The sequence below is a fragment of the Halarsenatibacter silvermanii genome (genome assembly GCF_900103135.1).
GTDB lineage: Bacteria > Bacillota > Halanaerobiia > Halanaerobiales > Halarsenatibacteraceae > Halarsenatibacter > Halarsenatibacter silvermanii.
The window spans coordinates 40,244-59,237 of the sequence record NZ_FNGO01000015.1; the positions used below are offsets into that span (position 1 = coordinate 40,244).

Here is an 18,994-nt window from a genome sequence, read left to right on the forward strand (position 1 = left end):
GTGATGTGATCATTCAATTATCAACTTCAGTCTCATTATCCCCAGCAGAGATCGGGGTTTCTGGCCGCTTCAGCCTCATCAAGATGCCCGACCGGGGCCTCATGAGGAGCATTTTTAACCATCTCAGGGTCTTCTTCTGCTTCTCTGGCTATAGTTTTCATGATATCAGCAAAGTTATCCAGCGATTCTTTGTTCTCAGTCTCCGTCGGCTCCGTCATCATAGCTTCTTCGACGACCAGCGGGAAGTATATGGTGGGAGCGTACTGATTGTAATCCAGCAGACGTTTGGCGATATTCTGGGTTGTAACTCCGTGTTCTTTCTTTTGCTTGCGTCCCGATATAACGAACTCGTGAAAGCTGTCAGCTGCAAAGGGCAGATCAAATTCATCGATGAGCTGCTGCTTGAGGTAATTAGCATTGAGTACAGCGTTTTCCGATACCCTTTTAAGACCTCCGGCTCCCTGGCCGCGAATGTAGGCATATGCCTTCAACATGACTGCATAGTTGCCGTTAAAAGCATGGACTTTGCCCAGCGATTTGGGCCTGTCGCTGTCCCAGTAATACTCATCATCTTCTTTAGAAAGCACAGGAGCAGGAATATAGGGTTTTAATTCCTCCTTTACAGCTACCGGGCCGGATCCGGGACCGCCGCCTCCATGAGGGGTGGAAAAGGTCTTATGCAGATTGTAATGAATCACATCAAAATTCATATCTCCGGGGCGCGCATAGCCCATTACAGCATTCATGTTAGCTCCATCATAATAGAGAAGACCCCCGGCTTCATGAACAATCTCGGCTATTTCCCTGATATCCTTTTCAAAGATTCCCAGCGTGTTGGGGTTGGTGAGCATGAGCGCGGCCACATCTTCATCAGCTGCTTCTTCCAGCTCATCGAGATCGATCATTCCTCTGTCGTTTGATTCAATCTCAACCACTTCCATACCGCACATGGTGGCAGTAGCCGGATTGGTTCCATGAGCTGAATCAGGTACTATTACCTTATTTCGATCGCCTTCTCCGTTATCTTCGAGATAATTCAATATAATCTGCAGGCCAACGTATTCCCCGTGTGCTCCGGAGGCTGGCTGGAGACTGACCTCATCCATACCGCTGATTTCGGCCAGATATTGTTTTAGTTCGTAGAGAAGCGAAAGTGAGCCCTGAACATGTCTTTCCGGTTGATAGGGATGAAGCATGGTAAGCCCGGGTATTCTGGCAATATCCTCATTAACCTTGGGGTTGTACTTCATGGTGCAGGAACCCAGCGGGTATATGCCGGAATCGACACCATAGTTGAGTTCTGAGAGACTCGTGAAATGTCTGACAACATCAACCTCGCTGACCTCCGGCAGCCCGGGCGCCTCATCACGAAGAGCCCATCCGGGCAGGTTTTCGCCGGGATCGACTTCGGGCACTTCTATCTCTGGCAGCGAATAACCCGTTCTGCCCGGTGTGCTGTAATCCTTCAATAAAGGTTCCTTCATTGCAGCACCACCTCCAGGGTGGAAACGTAATTATCCAGATCCTCTTTATATTTTTTCTCCGTCACATTAACCAATAGTCCTTCGACCTCTCCGAACTGCGAAAGATCGACCCCGGGCAGGATCCCTCTTTCTATCATTCCCTTTTCAATTTCGGCTGCAGATTTATCGGTCTTCATCCAGAACTCATGGAAGTGATTGTCGCCGTTGACTATCTCAACACCTTCCAATTCAGCCAGCTGATCCTTGAGATAGCGAGTCTTCTGATAGCAGTGATCGGCCACATCCTGAAGTCCCTGTTTGCCCATCGCTCCCATATAAATTGCGGCCATGACGACGTTCAGATTTTCGTTGGTGCAAATATTTGATGTTGCCCTCTCTCTACGGATATGCTGCTCCCGGGTCTGCATGGTCATTACAAAGCCCTCGTTGCCTTCATCATCAGTGGTGCGGCCAGAAAGACGTCCCGGCATTTTTCGCAGCAGCCTTCTATCATCTCTTATGGCCAGGTATCCCAGGTAGGGGCCGCCGTAATTAACCACATTGCCCAGAGGTTGAGCTTCTCCCACTGCGATATCAGCACCGAGCTCTCCCGGCGGAGTCAGCATACCTAAAGCTATGGGATTGGCAACAACGATAAGCTGAGTGTCGCTGTCCTCCAGAGCATCGTTTAACTTCTCGATATCTTCTATTGCTCCAAAAAAGTTAGGATATTGAACTACGACTGCAGCAGTTTCCGCATCAACAGCATCGATAATTTCATCGACTTTAACTACAGGTTCCTCCTCGTGCATCTCTATCTCATTAAAATCTATATCCTGAGGATATCCGTAGGTGCGGGCCACTCGACGATAGGCCGGATGAACAGTGCTCGAAAGAACAACTTTATCGCTGCGGGTAAATCGCGCTGCCATTAACACCGCTTCTCCGACAGCAGAACCTCCATCGAGCAGCGAAGCATTAGAGATCCCCATCCCGGTCAGTTCACATATCATGCTCTGATATTCATAAATTGTCTGCAGAGTTCCCTGGCTGAGTTCGGCCTGATAAGGGGTATAAGAGGTGTAAAATTCCTGGCGCAGTACCAGATGATCGATAATAGCCGGCAGATAATGATCATAGGAACCGGCTCCCAGATAACTATCTATTTCCCCCAGGCTCAAGTTGCGCTCGGCCTTTTCCTGAGCCAGCTCGACCAGCTCCATTTCCGACATTCCTTCGGGAATTTCAAAGGGACGATCCAGCATGACCTCCTCAGGTATGGCAGAAAATAATTCTTCTACATCTTCCGCGCCTATGGCAGAAAGCATTTCCTCCCGTTCCCGGTCGGTGTTGGAGATATAAGAAATATTACTCATTTAGGCTTCCTCCTCCAGATAATCCTGATATTCTTCAGCATCCATGAGCTCATCAAGTTCGGATTCATCGCTGAGCTCAATTTTAACAATCCACCCTCCTTCATAGGGTTCATCATTGATAAGCTCAGGGCTGTCGAGCAGATCTTCATTGACCTCCACGACCGTACCGCTGACCGGTGTGTAAACATCGGAAACAGCCTTGACAGACTCGATAACACCAAAGTTTTCATGTTTGTCGAATTCGTCGCCTTCCTGAGGCATCTCAACAAAAACAATATCTCCCAGCTCTTCCTGAGCATGATCCGTTAAACCAACTTTGCCAGAGCCATCCTCCACGGCTATCCATTCATGATCTTCCGTATAGCAGTAATCTTCCGGTACTTCCATATTATCCGCCTCCTGTTGTGATTTTTTATAAGGATCTTCTTGTATTCAGTTGGATAATAGGTGTGTAAAACCTCATTTTAATTGTGCTGTAAGATATAAAGCTTCGTTCACAATGAAATTTTTCCCCGGTTTAAGTTTAGTTGTCGGCCAAAAAATTGCGCTCCCTTCGCGAAAGCTCGTCCTTGAGCTCCCGCTCAGCCCGGCACATCCTGAGCCGGGGACACTATTTTTTGGCCGTGGACTCAACCTGAGTTTCGAAAAATTTCGAGTATCACTTTGCTTTATATCTTCCAGCCACTATTGTCATGATAGCGGTCTTATACGATATCTATCAACTGATAACAAGAAGATCCTTTTATAAATCATCTGATGCTAAAATTTCATATATATATGAATCTTCTCCATATCAGCTGGTTTAATATATCTTAGTCATATTCATACTGCTTATTACTGGAAGCTGACACGAACTTTGAAATTTTAACCAGCTGTTTCGGAGAAGAGCCATATTTATTAAACCATTTTGCAGGTTATATAAAAGGTGTCTTCACAATTTCGGCAGCCAGAGAACGCCCTCTTACTTCAATCTCAATCTCTCTGCCCACTTCAGAATATTCCTTATCTATATAAGCAAGGCCAATATTCTCCTCCAGACTGGGAGAATAAGAACCGCTGGTAACCTCTCCAATCTCTTTATCACCGCTGAGAACTGCATAACCATTGCGGGCTATGCCTCTTTCCCGAACTATAAAACCGGCCAGCTCTTTATCATATCCTTCTTCTCTGATCTCCACCAGGGCTTCCCGGCCAATAAAATCGCCTCCGTCAAAATCAACCGTCCAGCTCAAATTGGCCATCAGCGGGTGAATTTCCTCTGAAAGCTCGTGGCCATAAAGACAGAGCGTTTTTTCCAGCCTGAGAGTGTCACGTGCCCCCAGTCCTGTCGGCTGAATATCATGGCTTTTCCCGGATTCCATTATCCGCTGCCAGACATTATCAGCCTCTTTGGCGGCAAAATAAAGTTCAAAACCGTCTTCGCCCGTATATCCGGTTCGAGAAATTATGGTATCCACTCCGGCTATTTTCCCCTGGCTGAACTGAAATGGGTCGATTTCACCGAGCTCACAATCCGCCTGAGAGTTTAATACTTCTTCTGCAGCAGGCCCCTGCAGGGCGAGCAGAGCATATTCTTCGGTTCTATCATCGACCTCGACATCAGTAAAACTTTTTTCTTTTATCCATTCAAAATCTTTTTCTCGATTGGCTGCATTGACAACCAGGAGTAATTCATCTTCGGCCATCCGATATATCATCAGATCATCGACGACTCCCCCATGCTCATAGCACATGGGTGAATAAACCACAGATCCAGCTGACATATCAGCTATACTGTTTGTCAGCAGGTAATCAGCGCACTCTGCTGCTCTCTCGCCGGTCAGAAAAATCTCACCCATATGAGATACGTCAAAGAGACCGCAGTTCTTTCTAACATTGCGGTGTTCTTTGATAATTCCTTCGTACTCAACGGGCATCTCCCAGCCGCCAAAATCCGTCATGCTGGCTTCCAGCTCTTCATGCCGATGATAAAGCGGGGTTCTTTTAATTTTTAACCACCTCCATCAAATATTTTCCTCCAGAGAATCAAAATAGGGGAGGCTATAAATTAATATAGCCTCCCCTGTCCAGTTAACCTGTCCAGAGATCCGTCCATCCAGGATTCTTAAGCCTGAGAGTTTCGGTTCCCGCAGGAACCTTGCACCTTCGGCGCCCAAATAGGGACTCTCTCCTGAACTTCAACCGGAATCGACATATTGTGTTGATATGTCAGCAGGTATAGGTCTGTATATGATATTTTCAAAAATGGTATATTGATTTACTTCCGTAAAAATCGCTTGCTCCCAGAATACTTTCTCTGACTCATTATATATATTCTTTTTAAACAGCAGAATTCCTTCCTATAAATTCAGATTTTTTATATATTATAAATAAATGAATTAATAATTATCTCCGACAATTTTGCTGTTATTCGGGATTGAAAAGGTTTTCTACATCCTCCTTTACCTCATTGCGGGCCAGACAAATTATCAAATCATCTTTGAATAACCTGGTATTCCCCCGGGGAACCAGCGGGGAATCGCCCCGCAGAACAGAGGCAAAAACCACTTCCTGCGGCATATCGATTTCTTTTAATTTCTTACCTTCGACAGGTGAGTTCTCAGCCACCGTGAGCCTGAAAAGATTGAGACCGTCAAGATCATGGTAAAGGAGCTCTTTCATATCCTTAACTTTGACTTCCTGATCTACCAGCGCAGAAAGTATAGAGGCGCTGCTTACGGCGACATTTACTCCCAGCCAGTCGAAAAGCTTTTCATTGCCGGGGGTATTGACGGTGGTGAAGGTTCGATCGACCCCAAATGTTCTTTCGGCGATTTGACATATAACAAGATTATCCTGATCATCTTTGGTAACCGCTAAAACCACATCAGCTTTTTCTGCGCCCGCTTTTTCCAGCACATCGGCATCAGCTCCATCTCCCTGAACAGTTTCGATATCAAAGCGGTCCTGGAGCCGCTGACATTTATTTTCATCCATCTCAACCAGAATGATGTCATGCTCGTCTCTATTCAGATCATTGATTAAATATCTGCCCATTTTGCCGCCCCCGACAATTATTATATTCATGAATTATAACACCCCTATCAATTAAGATGGTTGGATCTTCTCCATATAAGGATAGAATATAGTTTTGGGCATATTCATATTCCTTATTTTTGGAAGTTACAAGGCTCTGTTCACAGTGAAATTTTTCCTGATAACCGAGTATATATGGCTATTTCACCAACTGTTCTATAGAAGAATCAGATGGTTTAACTTAAGCCTGCTGTCAGGACGATCAAAAAATCAGGATCGGATCTGAAATCTTATTCTTCAAACTTTTGGAGCAGATTTTCCAGCTGATCCAGGCTATCAGCTTTTATATGCAGCTGCCAGCTCTCCTCATCCTCTTTTATTTTTATCTCCAGAGGCAGCATTCTGGACAGCTGTTTTTCCAGGCTGCTGCGGCGGACCTGCCTGCTTTTGTCTTCTACCCCTCCATCTGAATGCCTTACATCGATCTCATCTTCATCCAGCTGTTCTCCTGGTTCAGAGGTTTCAGTTTTGACTTTTTGGGACAGCCTGTCAATATTCAATAACTCTTTATCTTTCCGCTCCCCTGACTCTTCGGCGCTTTTTTTGAGCCTGGAAACATACTTCTCGGTTTCTCTCACACTCATCTTCTCTTCCATGATCTTTTCAGCTGCTTTTATCTGCTGATCTTTGCTGTCAATACCGGCCAGAGTTCTGGCCTGTCCGGCTGATAATGTTTCACGTGAAACATATTCCTGTACCTCGAGAGGGAGTTTGAGCAATCTGAGTGAATTGCTGATACTTGAACGACTTCTGCCCAGGCGCGAGGATAATTCAGCCTGGGTGAGATCAAGCTCTTCAAGAAGCTGTTTATAAGCGCGAGCCTCTTCCAGCGGATTGAGATCTTTCCGATGAATATTCTCTATCAGAGCAAGTTCCATCATTTTATCTTGATCCAGATCTCTAACCAGAGCCGGAATCCTTTCCAGGCCGGCTTTTCTGGCAGCCCTCCAGCGTCTTTCCCCGGCCACAAGATAATATCCTTCCCCGGAGGTGGTGAGAATAACAGGCTGCAGAATCCCGTTTTCCCGGACTGATTCAGCGAGTTCTTCCAGCTCTTCTTCAGCAGCCGCATTATCTCTGGGCTGATAGGGATTGGGCTCAATTCTCTCGAGATTTATATCCTTCAACTCCTGATCATGCTCCCCTTTGCTTCCCAGCAGAGCATCGAGTCCCCGGCCCAGTCGACTCTTTTTTTCTTCATTCATTCTCGAGCACCTCCTCTGCCAGCTGACTGTAAGCTTTTGCGCCCCGGGAAGAAGGATCATAGGCAAATATTGATTGACCGAAGCTGGGAGCTTCGCTTAATCTGACATTTCTGGGTATTACCGTCTCATAAAGTCTGTCGGAAAAAAACTTCTCAACCTCCTCGCTCACCTGAGAGGAGAGATTGGTGCGGGCATCGTACATGGTTAAAAGCACACCTCTGATTTTTAGAGAGGGATTTAAATTGTTCTGGACAAGCTCAACTGTATCCAGAAGCTGTCCTAAACCTTCTAAAGCATAATATTCACACTGTATTGGTATAATAATATCATCAGCAGCGGATAAAGCATTGAGCGTCAAAAGTCCCAGAGAAGGAGGACAGTCGATCAAAGCATAATCGTAATCTATCAGCTTCCCTTCTATTTCCTGGGCCAGCTTCTTCTCTCTGGATATTTGTGATACCAGTTCGATTTGAGCCCCGGCCAGATCGATGCTGGAAGGCAGCAGTTTGAGATTATCCTCGTCCAGATCCTGAACCAGTGTATCGAACTGCTGACTGCCCAATAGAAGTTCATAAATGCTGTGTTCGAGTTCTGATTTATCCACGCCCAGTCCGCTGGTGGCATTGCCCTGGGGATCAATGTCAATAATGAGAACTTTTTTTCCCTTTCTGGCCAGCGCCGCTCCCAGATTTACGGCGGTGGTGCTTTTTCCTACCCCACCTTTTTGATTGACCACAGCGGTTATATATGCTTTGTTATTCTCTTCATTTCTATCAGTCATGATTGTCCTCCCCCGGGCCCCTGGCCCTGATCTCCTGTAAATTTAAACTAATCCTGTAAATATAATTCTATCAAACCGCCTTATCTCCTGCCTAAAGAGGTCGCTTCTCGGGAACTCCGACGCTGCGGGGAAATCTTTCCGGAGTTTTTTCTACTTTTTTGGAAATGAGAAAATACCTTTCTTCTTCCAGATAAGGAACGTCAATTTTCCGGACAATAATTTCAGACCCACCCATTTTTTCAGCAACTCCTGCAGCTGTTTTTAACTCTTCCCTGTAATTTGGCCCTTTATATAAACCCACCTGGCCAGAAACTCTGACCAGCGGCAGAGCATATTCCAGCACGACACCCGCCCGGGCCACTGCTCGGGCTGTGACAAAGTTAAACTTCTCTCGAAAATCGGGATCATCCCCCAAAATTTCCGCTCTTTCTGCAATGGGAAAACAGTTATGAATATCGAGCTTGTTGACTGATGATCTGATAAAATCAATCCGGCTCTGTCGAGAATCGAGCAGATAAAAATCTATATCCGGACGGGCCAGGCTCCACAAAAATCCTGGCAGACCGGCCCCGCTGCCGATATCAAGCACCGGCCCCCCAGAAGGTATGGATTCCAGAGAAAGAGGGGCCAGACAATCGAGGAAATGGCGTATAATAATTTTCTGTGAACCTTTCGTCCCAATTAAATTTTTTCTTCTGTTCCGCCGCTGTAAAAGTTCTAAAAAAGATATCATATTCTCCAAATTCTGTCTGGATAGCGAGATGCCGATCAGATCTGCTCCCTCTTTGAGCAAACGAAATTCTTCCTGCAAGGCTATTATCATCACTCCTCTTTTTCTTTATCGGCTTTTTCCTCTTTTTCCAGATAAATCATCAGGGCAGAAATATCTGCCGGCGAAACACCCGAAATTCTGGAGGCCTGGCCTAAAGATCGAGGTCTGATGCGCGATAATTTTTCCCGAGCTTCCTGGCGAAGATTGGAAAGTTCATCGTAGTTGATATCTTCGGGCAGAAGGCGATTTTCCATCCTTTCAAACTCCTTAATCTGCTGGCGCTGTCTGTCGATATAGCCCTGATATTTATTGGAGATCTCCACCTGCCTGAAAACTTCTCGAGGATATTCCGGCAGATCATCCACGATCTTTTTCAGATCCGGATAAGAAATTTCGGGCCGGCGCAGGATTTTTTCCAGATTTGCATCCTGTTTAAGCCCACCGCTGTCCAGTTCCTGAAGCGCCTGTATTACATCTCTGGTGGGAGTAACTTTTGTATTGTTCAGGTAATCTTCCAGCTCCTCTATCTGCTCTTTTTTGTTCTTGTAAATTTCCCATCTCCTATCACTCACCAGCCCAGTTTCACGACCGAGAGGGGTGAGCCTTTGATCGGCATTGTCCTGCCGCAAAAGCAGTCTGTATTCAGCACGCGAAGTTAGCATCCGATAGGGTTCGCGGGGGTTTTTGGTGACCAGTTCATCGATCAAAACACCAATATACGCCTCAGACCTCTGGAGAATAAGGGGGTCTCTGCCTTCCAGAGCCAGCGCTGCATTGATTCCCGCTATCAAGCCCTGTCCACCCGCCTCTTCATAGCCGGAGGTGCCGTTGATCTGTCCGGCGGTATACAAACCCTCGATGGAATCTGTCTCGAGGGTCAGATCAAACTGACCGCTGGCGACACAGTCATATTCAATAGCATAGCCCGGCCTCATAATTTCCGCCCGCTCCAGCCCGGGTATAGTTTCGAGAACTCTCTGCTGGACATCGAGCGGCAGTCCGGTAAAAAGACCGGAGATATAAAATTCATCAGTACTCCTACCTTCCGGCTCCAGGAAGAGCTGATGACTGTCTTTATCGGGAAATTCCACAACTTTATCTTCTATAGAAGGACAATAACGGGGCCCGGTTCCTTCCATCTCACCCGAGATCAAAGGTGCTCTATCGACCTGAGATCTTATCAATTCATGCGTTTTTTCGGTGGTGTGTGTCAACCAGCATGAATCCTGCTTTTTTCCCTGTAGAGGTGAATCGGATGTAAAAGAAAAACTGAGATTACCCTTATCTCCAGGTTGCTCTCGCATTTTAGAAAAGTCAACGGTGCTGCCTTTTACCCGGGGAGGGGTGGTGGTCATAAATCTCAACAGATCAAAGTTCAATTCCTCCAGAGATTCTGAAAGACTGTTGGCGGGATATTGCTGGTTAGGACCGGCGCTGTATCTTGCCTCACCGATGATATTACAGGCACGAAGGAAAGTGCCGGTTGTCAGAATGACTTTATCAGCTCGATATAATATGCCTGTTTTGGTCACCACTCCGGAAATCTTCTTCTCTTCTACGACAAGATCAACAACCACATCCTGCTTGAGGTCGAGATTCTGCTGATTTTCTAAAACCTGTTTCATTCTTTCGTGATATCGAGCTTTATCAGCCTGACCCCGCAGTGCCTGAACTGCCGGCCCCTTGCTGGTGTTAACCATTCTAATCTGAGTCATGGTTTTATCCATGTTTACCGCCATCTCCCCTCCCAGAGCATCTATCTCCCTGGCGATATGAGCTTTACCCGGCCCTCCCAGCGAAGGGTTGCAGGGCATAAAAGCTACGTGATCCAGATTTACGGTGAGTACCAGCACCCGATAGCCCATGCGTGCTGGAGCCAGAGCTGCTTCACAGCCGGCATGACCTGCACCCACCACTATGACATCGTATTTTTTGGGAGATTCGCTGGTATAATTTCCGGAACCGGCATCCCGCTCACTCATAATATATACCTCCTGTAAATCGTTTAAAAATGTTTCACGTGAAACATCTCGATAAATATTGAGTATTTAAGCCCGATTTAAAGACTATTTGCCCACGCAAAAATCCGAAAATATTTTTTCCACCATATCTTCGGTGACAGTTTCCCCCGTTATTTTGCCCAGCTCATGCAGAGCATCCCGCAGATCGATGCTGAGCATATCTTCTGGCATACCGCGCTTGCAGGCCTGCTGCATATGCTCAAGACTTTCGCGGGCTTTTTCCAGAGCCCGTCTGTGTCTGAGCCGGGTTACGGTATAATCATGATCTCCTACGACCCTGTCGCTGAAAATCAGCTCAACGATGGTCTCTTTCAATTCTTTTAAACCCCGACGCTCTTCTACCGAAATAAACAAAACAGGAGCCCCCGGGAAATTTTTCTCGATCTTTTCTCTATCTAAATCCGCAGGCAAGTCCGTTTTGTTTACCAGTATGATTAAAGGTTTTTCTTGAATTTTGGCGAATATTTCCCTATCTTCTTCTGTCAGCCCCTGACTGACATCGAGCATAAACAGCACCAGATCAGCGCTGCGCAGAGAGCTTTCACTGCGGGCCACACCGATTTTTTCCACCTGGTCATCGGTTGTTCTAATTCCAGCGGTATCAGTTATTCTGAGGGGAATTCCTTCGAGATTTACTATCTCAGAAATTACATCTCTGGTGGTTCCAGGAACCTCGGTAACTATAGCCCTCTCTTCATTTAGTAATGTGTTGAGTAGACTGGACTTGCCCACGTTTGGTTTTCCCGCAATCACGGTTTTGAGTCCTTCGCGATAAATTCTGCCCTCTCTGCTGCTGGCTATAAGCTTCTTTAGAGGCGATAACATATTTTCTATTCTTTCATCCAGCTCATCACCGGCAAATCCGGGAATTTCATCCTCGGGGAAATCACAGGTAGCCTCCAGCTGACTCAACAATTCCAGCATGTCATCTCTTAAATCCTTGATACGGGAAGAAAGATTCCCCTGAAGCTGCTGCATAGCTAACTCTCTGCTCTTTTCCGTCTGGGAATTTATCAGATCTATTATAGCCTCAGCCTGAGACAGATCTATGCGGCCGTTCAGAAATGCCCGCCGGGAAAACTCCCCCGGTTCAGCCATCCTGGCCCCCGCCTGCAGCACAGCCTCTAAAACTCCATTTAAGGGCATCATCCCTCCGTGACAATCAAATTCTACCGTGTCTTCAGAGGTAAATGAACGCGGTGATTTTAATACCAGAGCAAGCACTTCATCTATTTTGTTTTCTTCTTTATCCCTTATAAAACCATAATGTATCGTATGGCTGGCGACCTCTGATAAACTCTTACCGGAAGGCGAAGTAAATACGCTGTCGGCAATTTTCAGAGCCCGGGAGCCGCTTATTCTCACCTTGCCCAGCCCGCCGCTGCCTGCTGGAGTGGCTATTGCGGCAATAGTCTCCTCCTGTTCAGGTGTATTTTTGCTCTGGTTATCCCCATCTTTTCGCTCCGACATATCTTTAAAACACTCCTCCTTAAATCCTGTGATTATCCGATAAAAAAACCCAGCAGGGCAGCCCTACTGGGTGATCTACCGCCACTTATATATTTTAAAACTAATTTCCCGCCCCGGTACTATGAGATTTCGATTGAGACTGCTCGTTCATGGTGGTTTCAATCAAGACCTTGCGGAAAGGTTCTTCTCCTTCGCTGTAAGTTTTAACCCGGGGATCATCTTTAACAGCCAGGTGAATAACCCTTCTCTCATGCGGGGGCATGGGATCGAGCATAACTTTGCGGCCGGTTTCAATAGCCCTTCTTTTCATTTTTTCAGCCAATCTTTCCAGTGTTTCGCGGCGTCTCTCTCTATAACCCTCTGCATCAAGCATCACCCGGTGATAACTTTCAGTTTCACGATTTACGGCCAGAGAGGTCAGATACTGGAAAGCGTCCAGTGTTTCGCCTCTGTGACCTATAACCAGACCGAGTTCGTTATCTGAATGGAAGTTGTAATAAAGCTGTTCATCGTCGCTTTTTTCCTTTACATGCTCCACTTCGACTTCTAAATTCCCGGCCTCAAGAATCTTTTCGAGAAATTCTCTGCCTATGTCTTCAGGTTTTTTGAGATGAGTGACCTTAACCTCGGCATCCCTTTTACCTATAATTCCCAGAAGCCCGGAACTACCCTCATCCAGAATTTCTATTTCTGCTTCAGTTCGTCCTATTCCCAGTTCAGCGAGTGCCTTTTCGACAGCTTCATCAACCGTTTCAGCTTTACTGACAGTGCTTTCGGTCCAATCCATATATCGTCAGGCCTCCTCAACGGCAGTTTCCGGTTCATCTGGCTCCCTTTTAACGTAATACTGCTGGAAAAATTGAAAGAGAGTTGAAGTAAAGAGATAGAGCATAACAGCTGCGGGCAGCTGAAAACCTATAAAAACTATAAAAAGCGGCATAAAATACATCATCATCCCGGCTTTACCGCCGCCCCCGGAAAGGCTCTGGGTCATTTTGGAATGACCGAGCATAACCAGACCTGTCAAAATGACCAGAACTATGTCTCTCTCAGCAAGTGAACCACCGGTAATCCTGCCTATCCAGAGAAAAACTGATTCCTCAAATTCCGGAACGGTTTCACTCATCTGCATTATCGCCCTGTAAAGGGGGATAATAATTGCCATCTGAATAACGAGAGGCAGACAGCCTGAAAGCGGATTAACGTTATTTTCCTGATAAAGTTTCATCATCTCTTCCTGCTGTTTTTCTTTATTGTCGTCGTACTTGTCTTTAATTTCCTGCATCTGGGGCTGCAGTTCCTGCATGGCTTTCATAGATTTGGTCTGTTTGATCATCAAAGGCAGTAAAAGCAGCCTTATCAATACCGTGAAAAGGATAATGGCCAGCCCGTAGCTGGGAACAAATCCATACAAAAAAACGATGGTCTCGGTCATAAAATCGATCAGGCGTCCAAACAGTGCAAACATTAAATAATTCCTCCTATTCTACCGGATCAATTCCGCCTGGATTGAAGGGATGACATCTGCTTATTCTTTTTATCCCCATCCAGACACCTTTAAAAGGTCCGTATTTCTCAATGGCCTGCCGGGTATAGCTGGAACAGGTGGGATAAAAACGACAGGACCCGGGCAGCATCGGTGATATAAAACGCTGATAGATACCGATGAGGAGCAAAAATATTCTCCTAAAAAGTCTTTTGATCATATAATTCACCACCTGTAAACAATCGGTTTACGACCGATCGGTAAATAAGTCAGCTTCCTGAAAAAGTTTTTTGAGATCCTGTTTAATCTCGTAGAAATTAAGTGATTTTACCCAGGGCCTCGCTATTATTACCATATCATAGCCTGGTTTTAAAAGATGAGAAAGCCAGCGTCTGACAATCTCTTTTAATCTTCTCTTTATCTTATTTCTTGTTACTGCCGTACCTACCTTCTTGCTGACTGTAAATCCAAATCGATTATTATCAGATCCTTTTTTCAGCCAGAAGAGCACCAGATAAGAACTGGCAGTAGACCTTCCTTCCTCATATACCCTTCTAAATTCACTGTCTTTTTTCAGGCTTTCTATAATTTCTGACTCCCCCCAGACCTCCTGCAATAAATCTATACAATATAAATTATATGTCATTTGATCTGGCTAGTCAAGAGAGATGATCTATCCTGAGAGCTGGTTGTGGAAAAAAGCTCTTCTTTTTAATAGGTTATCCACAAAAATTCCGGTTGTTGAAAACTTGTTGATAAAATGTTGACATTCTGTTATTATGTTAATACTTCTTGTGGAAAACTGACAATGTTGGACTTTAACACAGGTATATGCCTGTTGAAAATTTGTTTTTCACATAAGAAGTTATCGGCGATATTTCGTTCTTAAGCCCGCAGGTTATCCACAAGAACATGAGTTTTTATCCACAATTTGTTGATAACCCGTCTAAAATACGGGATAAGTCCAATTTTTTGTGGATAACTTGTTAATTACAACCCGAGTTTTAAACAGGGCCTGTTAAAATTTTTTCAGCAAATTTAACTTATTCCCTGCCCTAAAAGCAATTAAAGGGCAGATATTTTACTGTGGATAACTTGCCTTTTTTAAGATGATTATTCCACAAGTTGTGGATAACTTGCCAAGAAACAGGAGGTTTATCTTATGACCGACAATCAGGAGCAACTGGAAGAAGTCTGGAAAGAAACTTTAGAAGTTATCCGTGAACAGGTGAGCAATCCCAGCTTTAAAACATGGTTTTCCGATACTGAGATAGCTGGCATAACTCAGGATGATGTCATTCAGCTCAAAGTTCCGGATGATTTTGTCAAAGATTGGATATCATCACATTATCGACCTCTTATAGCTGAAACTATTTCCGATATAAGCGGACGCAATCTTGATATAGAATTTCTCACTCCCGAGGAACTCGAAAAATCAGATTCACAACCCTCACCTGCATCAAAAGAAAGTCAGGATGAGGAAGAGACCATAAAAGAGGTGGATAATAATCAGCTCAAGGATGGTTTGAATGAAAAATACACTTTCGATACTTTTGTAGTTGGTAACAGCAACAGATTTGCTCATGCTGCTTCTCTGGCTGTAGCTGAAGCTCCTGCCAAAGCTTATAATCCACTTTTCATATATGGCGAAGTCGGTCTGGGCAAAACTCATCTAATGCAGGCTATCGCTCACTTCATTCTTGATCATAATCCCAGGCAGAAAGTTGTATATGTTTCTTCGGAAACATTTACGAATGAACTGATAAACGCCATCAAAGACGATAGGACTGTTGATTTCCGCGATAAATATCGCAATATAGATATACTGCTGGTCGACGATATTCAGTTTTTAGCAGGAAAAGAGAGAACCCAGGAGGAATTTTTTCATACCTTTAATGCTCTTCACGAGGCAAATAGACAGCTGATAATATCCAGCGATAGACCGCCCAAGGAGATACCCACTCTCGAAGAAAGGCTGCGCTCAAGATTTGAATGGGGTTTGATTACCGATATTCAAAAACCTGATCTCGAGACTAGAATCGCCATTTTGCGCAAAAAAGCTGATCTGGAAGAACTGGAAATACCCAACGAGGTTATCATATACATAGCCAACAAAATTCAATCAAATATAAGAGAACTGGAAGGCGCCCTTATCAAAGTTATAGCTTATTCGGATCTGGTTGATAGAGATGTAGATTTAGAGCTTGCCCAGGAGGCTCTCAAAGACCTGGTCAGAGAAGAAGAATCCGGTGCTATCGAACTTGATATAACCGGCATAAAACAGGTAGTAGCTGAACACTACAATGTAACTACAGAAGAGATTGATTCCAAACGCAGAACTCAGGAAATAGTGCTCCCCCGACAGGTGGCGATGTATCTTTCCCGGGAGCTGACAGATTCATCTCTTCCTAAAATTGGAGAGGAATTCGGAGACAGAGATCATACCACGGTTATGTATGCTCACAATAAGATTTCCGATCGCCTGGAAGAAGATGATCAGTTCAAAAAAACCCTGCAGACTCTGGAACAAAAACTGGAAAGAAAATAAATATCTGGTCTGTTGATAAGCTGTTAATTTGTTGTTAAGCATCTGTGGAAGCAAATGTGGACAACTTTATGGTGATATATGCCTGTTTAGATGTGGATAACTTTTTCGGGCGGCTAACATATTATCCACAGGCTAATATCTCTATCATATCAAGTTTAATCATGCTTTTCCACATTTCCACAACCCCTTACTGTTACTACTATTGAATATGATAAGATATATTATTTGTGGAGGTGGCAAAATGAAATTTAAAATTCAACAAAAAGTTTTCCACAATGCACTGATAAAGTCCAAAAGAGCTATATCTACCAGCAACACAATGCCGATACTTTCCGGAGTGCTTTTAGAAGCCGATGAAGAAGGCAACCTGGTTTTAACTGCTACTGACCTGGAAATTGGTATAGTATTGAAATTGGGAGCGGATGTTGAAAAGATGGGAAAAATTGTCATACCTGGTGACGAGCTAAGCAGTATCATAAGAGAACTGCCGGAAGGAACCCTTGAGTTTTCAGTCGACCAGTCGGAGTACTCTGCTGAAATTATTACGGAAAGTTCCGAGTTTATGCTGCGGGGCTTTAAACCGGAGGAATTTCCCGAACTGCCGGAGGTTGATATCACGACCAGTTTTTCTCTGGAAGCCGACAAATTCAAGGATATGGTGGACAAAGTTAAATTTTCCTGTTCAAAAAAGGCTTCTCAACCGGGTTTAACCGGGGCTTTACTGACAGTTGACACTGATAGTATCACCATGGTTGCGACAAATACCTTTAGAATGGCGTATTACAAAAGGGAGATGGAGCTGCCAGATGTAGAGGAAAAAAGTAGAGCTATAATACCCCAAAATACTCTTTCGGAAGCCAGCAGATTGATCGATGATGAAGATGATGAGATTTACGTGGAGATGGGCTCCAATCACTGTAGATTTACCTGCGGAGATGTAATCATCACTTCCAGATTGATAGAAGGCAAATTTCCCAATTATAAGCAGGTTATGCCTGATGATTATTCAGCAGAAGTTAACGTTTCCAAGAGAGGACTCCGCCAGGCGGTAAAACGAGTCTCTACCATTGCCCGGCTCGACTCCAATGTAATAGAACTGGATTTTGATGAGGATTTGCTGACGATCGAATCATCAGCTTCCGAGAAGGGTCACGGAAAAGAAGAGGTGAGAATAAATCTTACCGGTCAGCCCCAGCAAAGCATTAAAATCGACGCTTCTTATATGCTGGATGGTCTGAAAGTTCTCGATGAGGAAAGTGTAAGACTGGAGCTCATCGGTAAAATCAATCCTATAACCATGAAAAATCCCGGCAGTGATGAGTATATTTATCTAATCATGCCTATCAGACCTGACAGCAGTGAGTAATATATAATGACAAAGGGTAGTGTCAAAAGATCTATGAAAGAGAAGGATGACCGGTATAAAAATAGAAGGGAGGTCGAAATATGGAAGGGGAAATTCACGATATAAAAATCAATACTGAAACTATAAATCTTGATCAATTCCTGAAATGGGCCAATATAGTTGAAAGCGGTGGGCAGGCAAAAAACTTAATTCAGGCAGGAGAAGTACGGGTAAATGGAGAAGTAAATTACAGCAGGTCAAAAACAATAAAACCTGGAGATTTTGTTTCCTTAAAGGAAAGCAATGATAAATTTAAAGTAAGTAGTGATTAAATGCGAATTACACGTCTTTTTGTCGACAATTTTCGCAATCTATCTTCAGTGCTCGTTGATTTTAATAAGGATATAAATATTATACTGGGAGCTAATGGTCAGGGAAAAACAAATTTGCTCGAGGCTATATATTATCTGGGTACTGGTCGATCTCACCGCACTTCCCGGGTCAAAGAATTGATCAACAAGGAGTCGGAAGAAAATCCGGCTGTTGTTCAGGTTAAACTGAAGAGATCAGAAAATATTGAGGATAAGCTTTCACTGCGCCTGGAAGCGGAAGAAAGGGTTTATAAGATTAACGATGATGAGGTGGAGAGGCTTGAGCATTTCACCGGTAAACTCAACGTGGTGCTATTTTCTCCCGAAGATTTGAAACTGGTCAAAGGCAGCCCTTCTCAGCGCAGAGATTTTATAGATGTGGAAGTTTCCCAGGTCAATTCCAGTTATTATCGCAGGTTAAAACGTTATGAAAAGATTCTGCGCCAGCGCAATGATTTGCTCAAAGATTTGAGAGCGGGCAGACGCGAAAAAGATGAGCTGATCACGGTATTTACCGAGCAGTTGGTGGAACTGGGAAGCGAGGTAGTGGCCAAAAGACAGGAAGTGGTGGAAAAACTGAAAATTTTGGCCAGGCTGCATCAGCGCAAATTGACCGACAACGAGGAAAATTTAAGGGTGAATTATGAGCTTAGTTTCCCGGTGGATGATGATGAATCTGTTAAAGATGCTTTCAAAAGGGAGCTCAATGAGAAAATTAATAAGGAGATAGAGAGAGGTTATACTCTCTGTGGTCCTCATCGGGATGATTTAAAATTGGAACTAAATGGTGAGGACGTGCGTAAATATGGTTCTCAGGGCCAGCAGCGCACCGTCGCCCTGGCTCTCAAGCTATCAGAACTGGAATTTATGAAATCTGAATCCGGAGAATATCCTGTTCTGCTCCTGGATGATGTGTTCTCTGAACTGGACAGCAGACGGAGAGAGCTGCTGATGGAATTTATCGGCAGCCGGGTACAGACTTTTTTGACTACAACCGATCGTGTTCTGGCGGAGGAAGTAACTGCCGATGAAAAACATTTTTATAAAATAGAGCAGGGAGTTATCAGCCAGGGATGGTGAA

General features: G+C 44.6%; 18 protein-coding genes and 1 riboswitch. Of the genes, 4 read left to right on the forward strand and 14 right to left on the reverse strand.

The features are described 5' to 3' along the window. Positions 1-35 precede the first annotated feature (35 nt). From gcvPB to rnpA, 14 genes are all read right to left on the reverse strand, one after another. Positions 36-1,484, reverse strand: coding sequence for an aminomethyl-transferring glycine dehydrogenase subunit GcvPB (gene gcvPB, locus BLT15_RS08695; RefSeq protein WP_089760765.1), 1,449 nt, complete (start codon positions 1,482-1,484; stop codon positions 36-38). Beyond that, positions 1,481-2,839 (reverse strand): aminomethyl-transferring glycine dehydrogenase subunit GcvPA, encoded by a 1,359-nt coding sequence (gene gcvPA / locus BLT15_RS08700; RefSeq protein ID WP_234985567.1) that lies wholly within the window; start codon positions 2,837-2,839, stop codon positions 1,481-1,483. Before gcvPA ends, gcvPB begins: the two co-directional genes overlap by 4 nt. Beyond that, entirely contained in the window at positions 2,840-3,226 is a 387-nt protein-coding gene (gene gcvH, locus BLT15_RS08705) for a glycine cleavage system protein GcvH (RefSeq protein ID WP_089760767.1), read from the reverse strand. Positions 3,227-3,753: 527 nt separating this feature from the next. Next, positions 3,754-4,827 carry a glycine cleavage system aminomethyltransferase GcvT gene (gcvT, locus tag BLT15_RS08710; RefSeq protein WP_089760769.1) on the reverse strand — a complete coding sequence of 358 codons (1,074 nt, stop codon included), beginning with the start codon at positions 4,825-4,827 and terminating at the stop codon, positions 3,754-3,756. A gap of 100 nt (positions 4,828-4,927) precedes the next feature. Beyond that, a riboswitch (glycine riboswitch) is annotated at positions 4,928-5,020 on the reverse strand. A gap of 225 nt (positions 5,021-5,245) precedes the next feature. Continuing rightward, a complete protein-coding gene (locus tag BLT15_RS08715) occupies positions 5,246-5,905 on the reverse strand; it encodes a potassium channel family protein (protein ID WP_089760771.1) in 660 nt (219 codons plus the stop codon). A gap of 239 nt (positions 5,906-6,144) precedes the next feature. Then, complete coding sequence (locus tag BLT15_RS08720; RefSeq protein ID WP_159429880.1) at positions 6,145-7,119, reverse strand: ParB/RepB/Spo0J family partition protein; 975 nt, start codon at positions 7,117-7,119, stop codon at positions 6,145-6,147. After that, a complete protein-coding gene (locus tag BLT15_RS08725) occupies positions 7,112-7,900 on the reverse strand; it encodes a ParA family protein (RefSeq protein ID WP_089760775.1) in 789 nt (262 codons plus the stop codon). Before BLT15_RS08725 ends, BLT15_RS08720 begins: the two co-directional genes overlap by 8 nt. A gap of 91 nt (positions 7,901-7,991) precedes the next feature. Next, positions 7,992-8,711 carry a 16S rRNA (guanine(527)-N(7))-methyltransferase RsmG gene (gene rsmG, locus BLT15_RS08730; protein WP_234985569.1) on the reverse strand — a complete coding sequence of 240 codons (720 nt, stop codon included), beginning with the start codon at positions 8,709-8,711 and terminating at the stop codon, positions 7,992-7,994. A gap of 11 nt (positions 8,712-8,722) precedes the next feature. Further along, the gene (mnmG, locus tag BLT15_RS08735; protein WP_089760779.1) at positions 8,723-10,654 is read right to left on the reverse strand and encodes a tRNA uridine-5-carboxymethylaminomethyl(34) synthesis enzyme MnmG; all 1,932 of its coding nucleotides are present in this window, start codon (positions 10,652-10,654) and stop codon (positions 8,723-8,725) included. Between the two features lie 84 nt (positions 10,655-10,738). Next, entirely contained in the window at positions 10,739-12,163 is a 1,425-nt protein-coding gene (gene mnmE, locus BLT15_RS08740; protein WP_089760782.1) for a tRNA uridine-5-carboxymethylaminomethyl(34) synthesis GTPase MnmE, read from the reverse strand. 100 nt (positions 12,164-12,263) lie between these two features. Continuing rightward, positions 12,264-12,950, reverse strand: coding sequence for an RNA-binding cell elongation regulator Jag/EloR (gene jag / locus BLT15_RS08745; protein WP_089760784.1), 687 nt, complete (start codon positions 12,948-12,950; stop codon positions 12,264-12,266). Positions 12,951-12,956: 6 nt separating this feature from the next. After that, entirely contained in the window at positions 12,957-13,631 is a 675-nt protein-coding gene (locus tag BLT15_RS08750) for a YidC/Oxa1 family membrane protein insertase (protein ID WP_234985570.1), read from the reverse strand. A 13-nt stretch (positions 13,632-13,644) separates the two neighbouring features. Further along, entirely contained in the window at positions 13,645-13,869 is a 225-nt protein-coding gene (gene yidD / locus BLT15_RS08755) for a membrane protein insertion efficiency factor YidD (protein WP_089760786.1), read from the reverse strand. A 27-nt stretch (positions 13,870-13,896) separates the two neighbouring features. Then, complete coding sequence (rnpA, locus tag BLT15_RS08760; RefSeq protein WP_234985571.1) at positions 13,897-14,295, reverse strand: ribonuclease P protein component; 399 nt, start codon at positions 14,293-14,295, stop codon at positions 13,897-13,899. Positions 14,296-14,811: 516 nt separating this feature from the next. On the opposite strand from rnpA, the gene dnaA reads away from it, so the two are divergent. The 4 genes from dnaA to recF all read left to right on the forward strand — a co-directional run bounded on the left by dnaA (position 14,812) and on the right by recF (position 18,993). Beyond that, a complete protein-coding gene (gene dnaA / locus BLT15_RS08765; protein ID WP_089760787.1) occupies positions 14,812-16,197 on the forward strand; it encodes a chromosomal replication initiator protein DnaA in 1,386 nt (461 codons plus the stop codon). A gap of 241 nt (positions 16,198-16,438) precedes the next feature. After that, positions 16,439-17,563 carry a DNA polymerase III subunit beta gene (gene dnaN, locus BLT15_RS08770; RefSeq protein WP_159429882.1) on the forward strand — a complete coding sequence of 375 codons (1,125 nt, stop codon included), beginning with the start codon at positions 16,439-16,441 and terminating at the stop codon, positions 17,561-17,563. Positions 17,564-17,655: 92 nt separating this feature from the next. Then, entirely contained in the window at positions 17,656-17,874 is a 219-nt protein-coding gene (locus tag BLT15_RS08775; protein WP_089760818.1) for an RNA-binding S4 domain-containing protein, read from the forward strand. Further along, on the forward strand, positions 17,875-18,993 hold the full coding sequence (recF, locus tag BLT15_RS08780) for a DNA replication/repair protein RecF (protein ID WP_089760791.1): 1,119 nt from the start codon (positions 17,875-17,877) through the stop codon (positions 18,991-18,993). Position 18,994: the final 1 nt, after the last annotated feature.

Excerpts from the sequence above, each read along its gene's own strand:
- yidD (WP_089760786.1), bottom strand. The coding sequence starts at position 13,869 with ATGATCAAAAGACTTTTTAGGAGAATATTTTTGCTCCTCATCGGTATC.
- gcvPB (WP_089760765.1), bottom strand. The coding sequence starts at position 1,484 with ATGAAGGAACCTTTATTGAAGGATTACAGCACACCGGGCAGAACGGGT.
- gcvH (WP_089760767.1), bottom strand. The coding sequence starts at position 3,226 with ATGGAAGTACCGGAAGATTACTGCTATACGGAAGATCATGAATGGATA.
- BLT15_RS08750 (WP_234985570.1), bottom strand. The coding sequence starts at position 13,631 with ATGTTTGCACTGTTTGGACGCCTGATCGATTTTATGACCGAGACCATC.
- dnaN (WP_159429882.1), top strand. The coding sequence starts at position 16,439 with ATGAAATTTAAAATTCAACAAAAAGTTTTCCACAATGCACTGATAAAG.
- mnmE (WP_089760782.1), bottom strand. The coding sequence starts at position 12,163 with ATGTCGGAGCGAAAAGATGGGGATAACCAGAGCAAAAATACACCTGAA.
- recF (WP_089760791.1), top strand. The coding sequence starts at position 17,875 with ATGCGAATTACACGTCTTTTTGTCGACAATTTTCGCAATCTATCTTCA.
- BLT15_RS08715 (WP_089760771.1), bottom strand. The coding sequence starts at position 5,905 with ATGAATATAATAATTGTCGGGGGCGGCAAAATGGGCAGATATTTAATC.
- BLT15_RS08720 (WP_159429880.1), bottom strand. The coding sequence starts at position 7,119 with ATGAATGAAGAAAAAAAGAGTCGACTGGGCCGGGGACTCGATGCTCTG.
- gcvPA (WP_234985567.1), bottom strand. The coding sequence starts at position 2,839 with ATGAGTAATATTTCTTATATCTCCAACACCGACCGGGAACGGGAGGAA.
- jag (WP_089760784.1), bottom strand. The coding sequence starts at position 12,950 with ATGGATTGGACCGAAAGCACTGTCAGTAAAGCTGAAACGGTTGATGAA.
- BLT15_RS08725 (WP_089760775.1), bottom strand. The coding sequence starts at position 7,900 with ATGACTGATAGAAATGAAGAGAATAACAAAGCATATATAACCGCTGTG.
- dnaA (WP_089760787.1), top strand. The coding sequence starts at position 14,812 with ATGACCGACAATCAGGAGCAACTGGAAGAAGTCTGGAAAGAAACTTTA.
- rnpA (WP_234985571.1), bottom strand. The coding sequence starts at position 14,295 with ATGACATATAATTTATATTGTATAGATTTATTGCAGGAGGTCTGGGGG.
- mnmG (WP_089760779.1), bottom strand. The coding sequence starts at position 10,654 with ATGAGTGAGCGGGATGCCGGTTCCGGAAATTATACCAGCGAATCTCCC.